Annotated in this window: 5 protein-coding genes; all 5 read left to right on the plus strand. The window is 33.6% G+C overall.

The window, feature by feature from the left end; genetic code table 11:
- Positions 1 to 366 precede the first annotated feature (366 nt).
- Positions 367 to 7758, plus strand: coding sequence for a hypothetical protein (locus tag DM444_RS14500; RefSeq protein WP_111287856.1), 7392 nt, complete (start codon positions 367 to 369; stop codon positions 7756 to 7758).
- 14 nt (positions 7759 to 7772) lie between these two features.
- Positions 7773 to 13601 carry a vWA domain-containing protein gene (locus DM444_RS14505; protein ID WP_111287858.1) on the plus strand — a complete coding sequence of 1943 codons (5829 nt, stop codon included), beginning with the start codon at positions 7773 to 7775 and terminating at the stop codon, positions 13599 to 13601.
- Between the two features lie 87 nt (positions 13602 to 13688).
- A complete protein-coding gene (locus tag DM444_RS14510; protein ID WP_162614978.1) occupies positions 13689 to 14849 on the plus strand; it encodes a gp53-like domain-containing protein in 1161 nt (386 codons plus the stop codon).
- Between the two features lie 24 nt (positions 14850 to 14873).
- Positions 14874 to 15242, plus strand: a complete 369-nt coding sequence (locus tag DM444_RS14515; protein WP_111287862.1) for a tail fiber assembly protein — start codon at positions 14874 to 14876, stop codon at positions 15240 to 15242.
- Between the two features lie 65 nt (positions 15243 to 15307).
- On the plus strand, positions 15308 to 16168 hold the full coding sequence (locus DM444_RS14520; RefSeq protein ID WP_111287864.1) for a DUF5977 domain-containing protein: 861 nt from the start codon (positions 15308 to 15310) through the stop codon (positions 16166 to 16168).
- The last annotated feature ends 3 nt before the right edge of the window (positions 16169 to 16171 follow it).

Genomic DNA, 16171 nt, shown 5'->3' on the forward strand with positions numbered 1-16171 from the left:
TTCCTTTACTTCTAATAACAGTTCTTTATAGTTTATTTATCACGTCTCCCAAAGTGATATCTTGATATCATCCACTCTCTTTACAACCCTGTAAAGCCCCAGAACACCCATGTTAAACCACTAAGCAGCTCTTTTTTAAGCTCCTTTTTTAGGCTCATCTTTACACTGTCAGAAGAAAAAAAGAGAATAAAAACCTCTTAAAAAACACAGTCTTTTGAAAAAATACTAGGCGAATAAATTGTTCAAACTGCTTAGAAAAATCCCTAAAAAAAAAATATGCATTTACACCCCAAGATTGGTTTGATCTAACTACAATTTAATCATTCTGAATACGAACAAAATTAAAGTCAAAAACAAAATTAGAATATGCCAACTAATCCAATTCCTGCGGTTCCAATTCCTACAGCGAGATATTATCCGAGATTATCCGAGGTAATTACTGTAGACGATTTACCAGAATTCTTATCGTTTGTCGAAGATGGTTTGAATTCCATTTTTGATAAAATTCATTACAAAAATTTACAATATTCAAAAGGATATCGTGGTGATTCTGCCTTTTATAGTCTTGATATTGTATCAAGCAAAAAACTGGCGCTGCCTCTGCCTTTTGGTCTAGGTTTGGTTCTTAATCCAGATCTAAAAGACAATGATTCTTCTATATCATCATTTCCCATTACGTTAGAATATCAGTGGGAAATTCTGGCTTTCTTAAAAACATTCAGCTCCAGCAGTTTCTCCTTTTCTATGGAGGACTTTTATACGGTGGGTCTTCAGGTTTTCCGCATCAGCGAAGAACAAGTTGTAGCTCATATAATGAATATTTTTGTTGAAGCCGAAGAAGGAAAAACAAAATACGAACAGCTTTTAGAAGATATTAATGCGCTTCAAAATACTGATCTGGAGTTTCCAACTGGTGTAGAACAATCCATTGGCGGTATTATTGACCTAATCAACAATAGTACTGTAATTACAAAATCGATTCCGCTATTATTATTCGGAACTTATATCGCTAGAGAAGGTTTTAGTTTAGACGAAATCAAGCAAAAATTGCAAGATTTCTACAACATTGTAGCTCCAGATGGAATCGAAGCTCACATTAAAAGAATTATTACTCCAAAAGCAAAAGCAACCTTAGCTTTAAGCGCCGGAATTGAGTTTCCAAGAAACATCTTAAAACCTGTCGAATCTGATGGTTCTGATTATGGTACTGGAACTGAAAAATCGATGTTCGTATTTGCTCAGGCACAATTGTATGCTGATACCGAAGAAGGCATTGGCTATCAATTAGAAATGGGAGGATCACTCAAACCATCAGATTATGCCATGATTGGCAATACCGGTTTACTTCTTCAATTAGACACTTTAAAAGTCGATTTAAGCAAGAAAACCAATATCTCAGAAGCTGATGTTGACGGACGCCCAAATGATTTCGTTGGAGTTTATGCTCGTGCTGTTTCAGTAACTCTTCCTTCAAAATGGTTTAATAAAGTTCCTGAAACTCCAGGAAGCACAACTCCAACACTACAAATTGGTGCTTCAGATTTGTTAATTGGTACTGGCGGACTTTCTGGAAATATTTATCTGGAAACAGTTCCAAGTACAAATGGTACTTTTAATTATTTCAACGACAAATTCAATTTTAATTACCCAATCACCATGTTCGAAAAGGACGAAAATGGTGTGGCCAATAAAAAAGAAATTGCTGATTACCAGTCTTTACTTGTCTTTTTACAAGAATTGAATAGTAAAAATCTACCGTATGCATTTGATTATCCTTTATCGTTAACAACTATTAATGATTCTACAATTTATGTTTTTACTGATGCTAAAGATTATCAAAACTTCCTAGCAGAACTCTATGACAATACGCTTTGGAAAACTATTGGGTCTGAGAAAAAAGGGTTCAAAGTAGGATTCAATAAATTTGATATTACTTTCAAACAAAATAAAGTTACCAGCTCTAACATCAAAGGCGCATTAGAAATTCCTAAACTTAAAGAAAAAAATGGAGATCCATTAAAAGTTAATCTTGAAGGTCACTTATATGATGATGGAGATTTTAACCTTACTGCTTCATTCCCAAAAGATAATAAACCACAGGCAAATCTTTTTGACCTAGTAAATATTGATTTCCACAGTTTCGAACTTGGTAAACAAGATGAAGATTACTATTTAGGAACGTCTTGTTATGTTTCTTTTCCTGAAGAAACTTTAATGGGAAGTTTATTAAAAGGAAAAGGATTTGAGGTTGAAAAACTGCGTGTATACAGCGATGGAAATATTGAAGTTGAGGGAGGATCTATTCCTATTCCAATCAGTCTTTCTGTCAATTTAGGTCCAGTTCAAATGGCGGTTACGAACATCAACTTTGGTTCAACCCAAATTAACGGCCGTAAATATAATTTCTGGGGATTTGATGGCGCAATCAGTATTAATCCGCTTGGAGTTGATGCCCGTGGCGAAGGAGTTAAATTTTATTACTCTACAGATGGAGGTCCAAAAGATTCTTTTTTAAGAATCCAAACTATCGAAGTCGATTTAATTATTCCAGGAACTGCTACAGAAGCTTCGGCTATGGCAATTATCAATGGTATGATTTCGCTTCCTGAACCAGGAAAATCTAAGGAATTTATTGGTGAAGTTGGCTTAAAACTGCCAAAAGCAAAAATTTCAGGAAGTGTCGGCATGCGTTTTATGCCTAAATATCCTGCCTTCTTAATTGACGCAAGTATTGAACTTCCCGTTCCTATTCCGCTTGGATTCTTGGCTATTAATGCCTTTAGAGGTTTATTAGGGTTTAGATATGTCGCCACCAAGGAAGCTGTAGGATTAACAAAAGACGATTCATGGTATAAATATTACAAACATCCGAAACCAGGTATCAATATTAAAAAATTCAGTGGACCGCCAGACTCTATGCAGTACAATTCTCCATTTTCTATTGGAGCTGGAGCCACTTTTGGAACAGTTGCAGATGGTGGGCATGTATTGTCGTTGAGAGCCATGCTTTTATTGTCTCTGCCTACTCTATTTTATATTGAGGCTGGACTGAATGTTATTTCTTCAAGATTAGGATTAATTGAAGATGATCCAAGCAATCCGCCATTCTTTGCCATGGTTGCTTTTGGAGATGATTCCTTAGAACTAGCCGCTGGGGCTGATTTCAGTATTCCTAAAGATGGTGGTCAGATATTTAGACTCACTGCATTATTAGAAGCTGGTTTTTTCTTTAAAAATCAGAAACCTTGGTATGTTAATTTCGGAACAAAAGAGAAACCAATCGAAGCTGAAGTTTTAACCTTATTTAAAGCAAAAGCTTTCATTATGCTTTCTGCTCAGGGAATTGAAGCTGGAGCTCGATTAGATTTTAAACTCGATAAAAGTTTTGGACCAGCCAAAGTCAAATTATGGGCTTATCTAGAAATGGGAGGAAAAATATCGTTCAAACGTCCTCAAATGGGTGGTTATATTACTGCCGGTGGAGGAATTCAAATTAAGCTTTGGATCATTAATGTAGAAATTGCGTTAGATACCATATTCTCTGTCGAATCATTTAAACCTTTCTTAATTTATGCTAGACTAGACTTAAGTGTAAAAATAAAAATTGGTTTTGTGAGAGTTCGTAAAAAATTCTCTGTTGAACTGCAATGGGATCTTAACCGAATTATTGACCGTACACCTTACAGTCCGCTTCCAAAAGGAACTGTTGGAGATGGCGAAGATGATAGAACTTTAGAAAATGTTAAAGGAGTTCATATGTTAACCAATCAGGCATTTGCTTTGGATTATTTCAAATCTGCTGGAGAAAAAAATTATGAAAGCAAAAAACTTTATCCAGACGGTACGCCAAGACCTGAGTTTATTACGTCAGTAATTCCTTTAGATACTTATATCGACATTAAAACGGCTAAAGGATTAGTGCCTAGTACTGAATTAGCCAAAAAAGTTGGCGGATATACGGCTGAGGCCAAAAACTATACTGATTTAATGCCTCCTGAAGCGACATCTAAAGCCGGAAGACCAATACGTCAAGTTAAGCATGAATACGGAATCAAATCGATCAATTTGAAATCTTGGAATGGCTCTGAATGGGTAGATTATAATCCTTTTGAAGCAGTCGTAAAAGATACTGAAAGAAATGAGGAATTAAAGAAATTACCTTGGGCACATTGGCAAAAAGCAATTGACCAGTATGACTCTATTCGAGTATTAGCGACAAATCCGTTCTCATTTTTAAGTGCGGCAGAACCAGGATGGCATGTTCCTGAACAATTGGGAATTACGTCTACAAAATTGTTCTGTGCTTCAACAGAAATTGAGAAACAGCACATGGATTTCCTTAACAAACAAATTGGGAAACGCTATTATGTGCCAATGCAGTACGAAGCCGATAAAATTAATGGATTGTTTTTTAGACTTGTCGGAGAACTTCCTCTAATTGTTGGCAACTACACTATGGAAGGCGGAGATTTTATGAGTATTACTGCTGATCAGAATAATTTTGGATACAGTAGATCTTTATCATTTAAAAATGAAAACGAATTAGAAATTATTTTCCCTGAATCAGCAATTGATCCAGAATTAAGACTTACAACTCAAGCAAAAGAAGTAAAAATTACAGCTTATACTGCTACATTTAATGATGGTGACAAATTAGTATCATACATGCCTGTAGGTTTTAGCAAAACTAAGACGGGCGTATTTTCTGCAGAACAAACTTATTCGAAAGCAGAATTTTCAAATGCTATAACCTTATACACTGAAGAAATTGATGGGCAAAAGAAAAAGATAGATAAAATTCTAATTACTCCAGTTTCAGCAAATGCAAAACGTATTAGAGAAATTAGAAATGAGATTGCTGCTTTATTTGGTAATATTTATGATGAGCGAACAGGAGAAACAGAAATTACACTAACAGATCCTATAAAAATTACCAAATACAATTCGTTAATGACTGAATTGACAAATCTGAAATTGGATGCTGGTAATGAAAATCCTAATGCTGAAAGCAATCCAAATGCATTGACTTTTACTCATTATTATAGCTATAATGGAAGAGCTTTATACGATTTTGATCAGGTAATTAAATTTAATGATTCGTATGTGATTACGTTCCATCCAAAAGAGAATCCTAAAACTACTATTCTATTACATGTCAATTCTGATGGTGCTATTATTAGAGAACGTTTAATTAATGGAATTGTAACTTCTCTACAGCTTGTAAATGGTAATTTAATTTTAACTCAAGCTCTGAATGCAGAACAATGCAAAGGAATTGGAGAAGCAACAATCGATCTTGATTTTATTGTAGGATGCCTCTCTCCTATTGCTGCAACTGCAATTGTTGAAATGGATGAAGAATTAAATCCGATTTTAGGAACGCAATATTTGAATACTTATTCTTTAGGATTTAACAAAATATTGCCATTAGCAAATAATGATCTTCTTTGGATTAATACATTGTCTAATGAAACTCAAATCAGCTGGATTAAAGGAAGCGACAGAACTGTGGTTTATCGTTCTAAAGTTAACTCAGAAGTAATCAAAGTTCTTCAGCATAATGAGAATGAATTTAGTTTGATTACCAAGGATAAAAAAGTTATCCGTTTAAATGTCAACAATGTATCGAAAGTAATTACAGTAACAGATACAAAAGCAATTTCTACAACTGAAGTAGTTGAAATTGTCGATGCCATAATTGCGAATAATAAAACATTGCTTTCGGTTAAATTATCAAATGGCAAATTTGCTTTGGCGCAAATTGACGGAAATGCTCTTACATTAGTAAAAAATGACAACATTTTTGATTCGGCAATTTATTTATCTAATCAAACATTAAATGATCATTCGGTTGTAGCTTACAATACACATTATTTGTTTGTATTGAATGAGACTTTAACCCAAGCAAGATTAATTAAAAGAGAAACAAATGTTACGGATGCTTCAATCATTCATATCCAAAATGAACCGTCTGTAAATGAAATTTTGATGCTTTCTAGCAAACCAAAAGAAAAAGGCGTTTATTTTTCATTGTTTAGCGATGCGTTTAATAATTGTTCTTTACATCCTGCCGAACAAATTTCTGTAACTGCTTCGACAACTGCTTTAACAAGCGGAAGTGTCAATTATACTACAATGGATTTAATTAGCGGTTTAGATTTTAGAAGAAGCATTAAAAATTCGAACATAATTACAACTGATGCTGTTATTTGTTCAAGTCTAGTAAATACTGAAGATCCAGAACTTGATTACACTACTTATATTCAGAGAGTAGATTGGTTTAGCAAAGAAGAGTATTATCATAATAAAACGATTTTGGATATTCCTGCCGTAGCTGAGCAGTTACAAGCGATGAAAAGTGCTGTCGAAACAGCAGTACAGCCAATTTGGAGACCAAATACAACATACTGTTTAGATTTTACCTTAACAGATACGGTTGATGATAATAAAAAGAATCCAACAGAATTTAAATATTATTATGGTTTTAAAACCCTTGGGCCAATTGGACACTTCCCGGTTAAGGATCCTGAAGCAATTGATCCTCAAAATCCGCCGGCAAAAAATGAATTGACAGCATTGTCTAAATCTCCGCTGACATCATTAAGAAGCTATCTGGATTATAATCGTTCTTATCCAAATGCAGATGGAAGTTTATTACAATCTAAACCTTCATTCTACGGCAACGAACAGTGTGACATTTCTTTATTCTTTACGAGTACTTATACTTCACACATGTTTAAAGATTGGGCTCCATACGAAACTGGAAGACCTGAGATTCAAGGAAAACTAAATCTTTTCATCAAAGATCCGCTAACTGATCTTCTTATTGAATATCCAATAAAACCATTGGAAGAAGGAGAAGAAGAAATCGCTTACCCACAACCGATAGAAAAAGATAATAGCGAAGAATGGACTGATGATAATGATCCTAGAATTCCATTGGGTGTTAGAATGTTAAACAATTTTATTGAAGATCCTTCTAAGACGCGATGCACTCTTGAGTTAGGAGATCCTTTAAGACCAAAATCATTAAAATACAAAACAACTTTAACCAATTTAAAACCTTCTAAACTGTATACTGTTTTAGTCAATAACTTTTTTGATGGTGCGCAAATAGGAATTTCAAGCGAAAGCAAAAACATCCTTGTACATCAATTTGGATTCCAGACTTCACGCTACAAAGATTTTGAAGAACAAGTTCAGAGTTATTTTGTGAATGAAGAAAAAACTAAAGAAGCTTTATATGATGTGAATGTTAATCTAGATCAGGAACGTATTGATGCGCTGCATTATGTAATCGCTCCAAAAACTGATACTGCTACAAATGCATTGAGCGATTCAATGGCAACAAAATATCAGCATTTGTTTGATCGTGCGACTGAAGGAATCTTAAAACTATCTCCTCTTGATCCTGCACAGGGTACTGAAGTTAACAGAATTATTGATACAAATACGGGAGCAACAATAGCGCTTTTAGTTCGAAATCCAGAGCCATTTAATATTCCAAAAATGCCTTTAGAAGAAATTCAAGATACTATTTCTGTTTTAGATGAATTAGAAAATCCAATATCTGGATATAGTGTGCTGCATTCAAAGGATTACTCGCAAGCTTTGATTATGCATAGCAGCAAAACCATTTCTGGAATAGAAAACTTGAAAATCAGGTTTAAATACAAAATGTGGAATAACGAAGGAAATAGTCCTTTAACAAACACAATTGATACGCAGATACTGCCATTATACAATACAAATCTTTAAAAAATAAGAAAAAAATGAGTTCTATAAATCTTCAGGAAAGCCAGCTCTCGGGCTGTGCAACTTATGTAGCAATTGTAGTCGACGAATCTGGTTCGATCAATGGAAACGAAGCACAGCAAATCCGCGACGGGCTAACTTCATTTATCAATTCTCAGGCACAAAGTAATATCACACTTTCGTTAATCGGAATGTCTAACAGCGATACTGCTGTTAGACTCGATAACGTTATTCAGAAAAAAATTTCTAGTAATCATCAGGATTTTATTGATTGGATTGATTTATATGGTCTTGGAAATGAAAGCATTCAATCAGATTATTGGGCTTCTGGTTTAAATGTTGCCAAAAATCTATCTGTTACTCCAGATATTGTCTTTGTAGTTACTGACGGTCTGCAAGTCAATAATTCTGAGTTTTTAAAAAATCTGTTTACTGAGTTAAATCTTAGCTCAAAAGTTTTTGTGTACGGAGTTACAAGCTCGTTTGATACTATTGAAGAACTGACAACACCGCTGACAAACTTTTTAGGAAGAACACCAATTTTAAAAAATGATCAGACTTCTGCGTTAGATTCAGATTATATAAGAGTTCCCGATTTCAGTACTTTAGGATATGAATTAAATAGGCTTGCGACAAACTTATCTGATTTACAAATTGGCTGTTTTCCTAGCGTAAGCATTATTGATGACAATTTGGTTTATCCTTCATTAAAGAAAGGCGTTAGAATTAGTAAACCATGTGGAACTTTGTTTCTAAAAAACAAAAGCCGAGTTCCGCTGACTTTAAGTGGTGGAACAAAAATTCATAGAGAAAAAAATCTAAACGGGCTTATCTTTAAGCTTGACAATTCGGTAACCATTCCAGGAAAATCTGAAGTCGAAGTTCCAATTCGAATCGAAGGGAAAGCTCTAGAGCTTGGCCATTTTTCAGCTCTCGTTGATCTAAGCAATGTTTTTAATCCTTTAGGAATAAGCATTAATTTTAATGTCGGCAGAGAATCTTCAATCATTGATATTTCTTCTGAAAAAACAAATCTGCAGTCAGCCTATTTACAAATTGCCACAGCAGGTTCAAGAGGAATTGACAGTACAAAAGGAATTCATCTTCGATGGATGCTAAATGGTAAGTTAGGTGATAATCACCTTCCTAAAGGCGAATTGTACGATGGAGAAAATTCTAATTCAAGCTTTAACAAACCTGATGACTTCGTAAAAGTCTACAGAGCACCTTATACAAAAATCAGCCAAACTGTAGATTTGACTCAAAATCCAAATGTTGTTGACAACAAAAAAGCACTTTGGATTTATAAAACAGGAAATCCGCAAAGATCTGTTTATGTTAATTTTAAAGATGATAAGAAATATAAATTAATCAAACTCGGCATCGATCCATTAACTAATCCTGTTGCTTTTATGCAAGCTTATGGAAATAGTTTGATTGAGATTGAAACCAAAACAGATTTATTCTTTGCTGCTGAATTAGATTTTTCATCTTCCAATGTTTCAAAAAGTGTAAAATTAGAAACTTTATCTGTTGCCGAAAACAAAATCACAGCTTCTAAAAATGTTAGCAGTCGTAAAACATATAACTCAGAGCAATTAAACAATAAGATTCGTTTAGTTGCTGAAAATGGAAGAAGTATACGATTTAAAGCCAATTATTGCCTTTTAAATACTATTCAATTTGAGTTTTATTTTGATTTCATCACTAATGCTAATACTAAAGGAGACTGGATTTTAAAAGGAAAATATGGTCTTGCTACAGATGATTTTAAAGTTTTTGAACAGCTTGAACCAAAATTGAATGCTGTTCACGGAAAATGGTTAAAATTTAATGATGGTGAATATGTAAACATTAAAAACTATAAAGCAAAATGGAACAGACCAACTGTTGCAAATGATATTACTGATGAAAACATCAAAGATATTGTACTGGAATATATTGAGTTAAGTAAATCAGATAATCCAAGGGCAGAAAAAGATATTCATTTTGGCGATCTCATACCTGTCAATGATCCAAAAGATGGAGAAGAACAGCAATATGCTGAAAATTTAACCGAAATATCGTATCTGGATATTTTAAACATTGCTGCAAACGATTATCACGTTGCACGTATGCTAGGTTTAGGCTGTTTAGATCTTGATGATGAAGTTTACAATGGCGAATATGTTTATTTAACAGAATATACCACTTTTGGAAGTTTAGAAGATGGCATAGAAGGAAAAGAAATGCAGCATCTTTCGATGAGTATTCCAACTTCTATCAATACTGAGCGTATGCCCCTTCCTGTTCAGTTAAATAAAATTGTTCCTGGATTAAATGCTGGTTCAGATGAAAACTCAAATGCCCAAATTACAGATCCTGAAGGTTACAGTTTTGACGGAAAAAAAAGATATGTGAGTTTGTTTATGGATGACGTAATGGATTATGATACTGTCAATCCTAATTCAAAAAATGACTTTTTCAAATCATCATCAGAATATGATGGAAGTACTTTTACTTTCCCTGTTTATTTAGGAATTGACCACAAAATTGCTTCTGAAACAACATGGAAAAATCCAGAATTATCACATGATGTTGAGTACAAAAGTGTTAATGGAAAATTGGAGGAATTAAATTATGAAACTGTTCCAATTAATATTCCTGAGCCTGGTAAATCAGTTTTAAATGCTATTCAGGAACAAACTGGAGAAAACACCTATATCTATCAAGGATACGGAATTAATATTTTCTCGAGAGCAGCATCTGGACGTCAAATCAGCATTAAATCTGATATTAAACCTGCCAATAATCTAATGCCTCCGAGCAATATGAATGCTCTTTTGGTTACAGAAGAAAATCCTTTATTGTTTACTTCTCAATCAGAACAACAATTATTAAGCAAGATTACAGGAGCAGATAAAACATTAGTCAGAATCATGTTTGATTATTACTCCGCTCAGGAATTGTTAAGCTATCCTGTTCCTAAAGAAATAACTGTTGAAGATGCAGAAACGGATACGGAATCTATTTTTCCTGATACTGAAGAAATATTGGCAGATCATTTTAAACTGTATTATAAAGACGGACTTCCTGAAGTTGAATATGGTGAAATTGAAATTATTGACAACGATACTACCAATAACCTTACTGCAATTGTAAAAATAAGAGAGTATAAAATTATCAGTAGTGGTCAGCAGGTCAAAATTGGATTAGATAATGCAAATAAAACAAGATTTGCTGGAGGAATTTTAACTATTGGAGATCAAAATTATATCATTCAAAATATCGAAGTTAAACTTAAAAAAGATGAAAATTCTAATGATGTTTTTGATTATGCTCTAATTGAAGTACTTAAAAAAGAAGTAACTGACAAACTACATGCTGATGGAGATGCCACAATCGATTCTGAACAGATTCAAAATATTAATCTTCCTGAAAGCAGATTGTGTACACTAGTGCAAAATATGCAGACAGCTTCTAACTGGCATCAGCCTCAAATTAATTTTACAGTTCAATATCCTGAAAGTTTAAACACTATTCATCGTGAAGTTATTGATCACACCAATGAAAATGGAGAGAATTTACAAGTCGAAAAAACAAGAGGGGTTTGGAATAAAGCTGTAATCGAAAGATTTTTTGAAGATTCGTATGAAATGGATGAAAATGGAGAATATAAAGTAAATGAAGAAGGCAATCTGATTCCATTAGATGAGAAAAAACATTTAGGATTATATAAAATTATTTTCAGAAACTTTAGTTTACCTCAGCATTCGCAATTTAAATCGGAGAAAGAAAACTCTGTGGAATGGTCAAATGGTATTGTGAGATTGTTTACAAAAACCGCTTTTAAAGCTGGAAATTCTGTCCCTGTAAAATCGAGAAAAGAGTTTAAGGTTTATAAAACCGAAAACATTGGTTCAACTGGAAATCTAGTCTTATATATTGACGATCCTGATTTTAAACTTGGTAATTACGCCACACAAACCATGGCTGAGGATTATGATGAAATTTTAGGCGCTGAAGATGGTCCTCGTGAAGAAAATGAGTCGCCAAGTTACCCTAACGAGTATGTTTCTCAGTGTGTAAACTACTATCCGAGTTACAAAGTTTATTTGTACGCAGATCCAGTTTCGGGAATTACAAAAGAAAATATTCAGCCAAGAGAAAATGAAAGTACACACTACTCTAGTTTTGGAATCAGCACATATTCAAAGCCAGTTATCGGTTACAAATCAAAAATTAGTATTCCTTGTCCAATGTATGCTGTCAAGGTTGAGAAAACTGAAAAACCTGAAGAGATCATTGGTGGCAGTTTGTATGCAACACGTCCAGATTTTTACAATCGTTCGACATTTACTTTCACAACCAAGTATAACGAAGACCGAAAACCTTATGGTCTATTACATTACAGAGCCAATGATGAAGATTTATTGAATGTTTTATACAAACCAACAACGGTAAGTACAATTCGTGAAGAATTGAACAAACTAGGTGGAAATGATGAAATTGATTTTAACAAACGATGGGCAGACTTTTTAGATTTTAATGAACTTGCCACAAGAGGTCAATATGACTTTTTTCCAAAAAATGAATCTGAAGAAAAATATCAATTTCCATTACCTGATAATGAAGAGTTTATAGTACTAATTAATGATTTTATCAAATGGCACAATCAAACGCAAGGTACACAAGAGCGAACAATAACTTCAATTAAATCATTAAATCAGGTTCTAATTTCGCAAGCTGTTCAGTATCCAATGTTAGCGGTTTACTTTATTGAACAAGCTATTCACAATGCCTTTGTTCCATTAACGGAAGTACCTGTAATTTATGAGTATATCAAGGATGATAAATATGTGCCTGTTAATAAAAAACAGACCATTAAAGATAAAAACGGAAATGCTTTAAAACCAACTGACGCTGATTTTGACATTGCTCCAATGATGAAGGTTGTAAGCGAAACCGAAAACAGAGTACAATTTACCGATTTCAATCTGGATGGAAACTCTCAAAACATCTATTTCTATGCTGTTCGCGAAATGGACATTAAAATGAATTTTGGAGAGTTCAGTGATCTTTTAGGACCAGTGAAATTAGTAGCTTCTACTCCGCCTAAAACTCCTGAAATTAAAAGAATTATGCCAATTCTTGAAAATCAGGTGTTAGGAATTAAACCCGCTGTTCAGATTGAGTTAAATGCGTATCAGCCAGAGTATAAAATCAGAAAAATTAATATTTATCGCGCTGCAACAATGCTTGAGGCTCAATCGATAAGAACGATGAAATTGGCTAAAGAAATTGTAATTAATGAAGATACTTTATCTGCTGATTTTGAAAATGTATGGACTGTTTACGACGATTTTGAAGATTTGGAAGAAGTTCCTTTTGGCGATGGCCTTTTCTACAGAATCACGGTTTCTAAACAAATTGAGTATGCTGATCCAGAATCAACAACAGACAATCCAATTATAAATATTGATTATACTCCATCACAGCCTTCAAAAATTACAGCAACAGTTATTGTTGATAATATTTCACCTGAATCTCCAATTTTGGAAGCTTCTGGAACTGTCACGGGAACAAATGGTGAAATCTTTAAACCTGTAGTTTTTAACTGGGAGAAAACAGTTTATAATGGTAAATATCATTTATACAAAATGAATGGTCAGGGGAATTGGGAGAAAATTCATGAAATTTCAACAAATCTCGAAAATGTTGCCTTACCCCTTCAGCAGACTAAATTAAAAACTGATCAATTGATTATTAAAAATGAAGACGGCGACAGAATCTACCATCATTTTAAAGTAATCTCAGAAAACGCATCTGGCATGTTAAGCAGCGAGGAAAAAATCCTAACTCTTTAAAATTAATAAATACCAATGAATCAAATCATTGGTATTTATTTCAGGTCTATTAAAACATTTAAAAGCAAAGAAATAAAACTAAATAAAATGGCAACAAGCAGAAATGACTTTCACAACAAATTCAACAATGGAGATATTCCGTCACACCTTGACTTTGTCGAAATTTTTGACAATTTCGTTCATAGAGACGATGACAAGGCCGATTTACAAATGGTCGAAACAGGAGCAGATAATCAGCATTACATCACTCCGGCGCTTTTAAAAGCCGCATTTCAAAATGCGGGAATTATTGCAGGTAATTGTTACGTTCCTTACAAAGAATTTCAAGATAACTTTTCAGGATCATCTATTCAACTAGATCCTGCTCCTATTGCAGACAGCGCTAAAGTCTATAAAAACGGACAATTATTAAAGGAAATTGAGGATTATAATGTAAACTACGATAGTGGTGTACTTACTTTTTCGGCTCCAATAAACGGTCGAAATATTGAAATAAATTACTGGTCAAAAAATACTTCTGACTCTGAGGAGGCTGGCTCTAATCCGATTCTTGGAAGTTTATCTATTCCTTTTAAAGAAAATTTTGACGAACTAACTTTTAATAATGATAAAATCACTTTAACAGAAATACCTGTAAAAGATAGTATTAGAATCTATAAAAATGGCCAGCTACTTCGAGAAGGTGCTGGCAAAGATTATGCTGTAGATTACAACAATGGTGTTATTACATTCTCTGCTATAATAAGCGATCGTAATATTGAAGTTGATTATTGGTACAAAAGCACTGTCACTTTATCTGATTTGGAACTAAATACCAAATATGTTGACTTAACAACAGCTCAGACCATTGGCGGAAATAAAACTTTTACAGAAACAGTTGAAGGTAAAAACTTTATTAAAACTGGCGGAACTTCTAGTCAATTTTTAATGGCAGATGGCTCCGTATCAACTTCTCCTGGCTCTGATTACGATGCTGGACATGCGGGTTTTGGTATTCTAGCATTTGGAAATGGAGGTTATCAAAAATTCAGTAACGGGTTAATATTGCAATGGGCTTATTTAACAAATAATTCAACTACTTACACTTTCCCATTAACATGGCCTAATCGTGCTTTAAGCGTTGTTTTATCTACCGTTAGAAATTCGTCAGGAAGCAAAGGTTTTAATCATGTATACTCCATTACATCAACATCATATTTTGCAGTAATTGATGGAACTTACGGATATATGTTTGCAATTGGATATTAATATAAAATAAAAATTTAAAAAATTATGTATAAAGGAACATATAACGAAAACGGAGATTACACAGGTTTTTATGTTGAAGGAATTCATCAAAATATTCCAGAGCCACATATTGAATTAACTGAAGAAGAATGGCAGCAGGGATTGTCAAAAAATTATAAAGTAATTGAAGGCAAACATACCTATTCTCCTTTTGTTCAAAATAAAGAAGAGCTTTTAGCAAACTTAAGAACCACTAGAAATGCACTTTTAATGGATAGCGATTGGACACAAGTCGAAGATTCACCACTTTCTGAAGAGAAAAAAGAAGCTTGGAAAAACTACAGACAAGAACTTAGAGATTTAACTGATTTAGAAGATACAGCAACAATCGTTTGGCCAGTAAGTCCTATGTAACGAATACTCGTTTATGAATTTTAAATGAGTATACAATCAAATAATTATTCTTTATTAAAATAAATATGGAAGAAAATATAACATATAAGCCTTTTGCTTATATAGATCAATATAGCCCAGCAGAAGGAACAACAGTTTATTATAATACTGAAAAGACTTTAGCCGTAAAAAAGAATGATTGCTCCTATGGAACAGCTGGAAACCTAGTTACTTTAACTGCTCCGGCAAACAAATTCGTTTCAACAGAAAGTGTCGCCGATGCAGATGAACAAGCGCAAGCTTGGCTAACTGCAAATGCACAAGCTTATGCCAACAATACTGGAATTTGCAGTATTAGAACTACTGCATGGCGAGGAGAAAACCCTTCTTGTGTATTAGAACCATCAACATCATTATTACCATTCGATTACATGATCGTTAAATACAAATGGGCATTTGGCGCAGGTGCTGACTTAGATACTTTTACAGGTCTTATAAATACAGGTATCGATACTTTAGACAATAAATGGGTCGGATACGGACTTGGTAGTGAAGTTCCTGCAAATACTTCATCACAAGATTCTTATGTAATGTGGGGCGGAGATGTACAGGATTTAACTGGTACTGAAACCTGTCTTATCAATTTTAAAAAATTAAAAGAAGATTATTCTAGTTTAAATGATATCCAAGTAAGAATGGCTGGTGTTTGGTGGAGTTCTAAAAACACTGGAAATATTGATGTAGAAATAACAACTTACCTTGGAGGAACTATGACAAAAGTAGATAAAGACATTGTAAATAGCAATGGACAGCAAATTCAACAGCTAAATTTTTCAAAAAATGTTTCTGTAAAAGGAACTCATTTAGCTATAGATCAAGCTACGAACATTGGCTACATTAATTATTCTAGCAACAGCTCAACTGCAAATATTGTAATAAATTATTAAAAA

It is taken from the genome of Flavobacterium ginsenosidimutans (assembly GCF_003254625.1).
Classification (GTDB): Bacteria; Bacteroidota; Bacteroidia; order Flavobacteriales; family Flavobacteriaceae; genus Flavobacterium; species Flavobacterium ginsenosidimutans.

What these genes read in the sequence shown, in the direction of transcription:
- DM444_RS14505 (WP_111287858.1), top strand. Translation starts at nt 7,773, where the DNA reads ATGAGTTCTATAAATCTTCAGGAAAGCCAGCTCTCGGGCTGTGCAACT.
- DM444_RS14510 (WP_162614978.1), top strand. Translation starts at nt 13,689, where the DNA reads ATGGCAACAAGCAGAAATGACTTTCACAACAAATTCAACAATGGAGAT.
- DM444_RS14520 (WP_111287864.1), top strand. Translation starts at nt 15,308, where the DNA reads ATGGAAGAAAATATAACATATAAGCCTTTTGCTTATATAGATCAATAT.
- DM444_RS14500 (WP_111287856.1), top strand. Translation starts at nt 367, where the DNA reads ATGCCAACTAATCCAATTCCTGCGGTTCCAATTCCTACAGCGAGATAT.
- DM444_RS14515 (WP_111287862.1), top strand. Translation starts at nt 14,874, where the DNA reads ATGTATAAAGGAACATATAACGAAAACGGAGATTACACAGGTTTTTAT.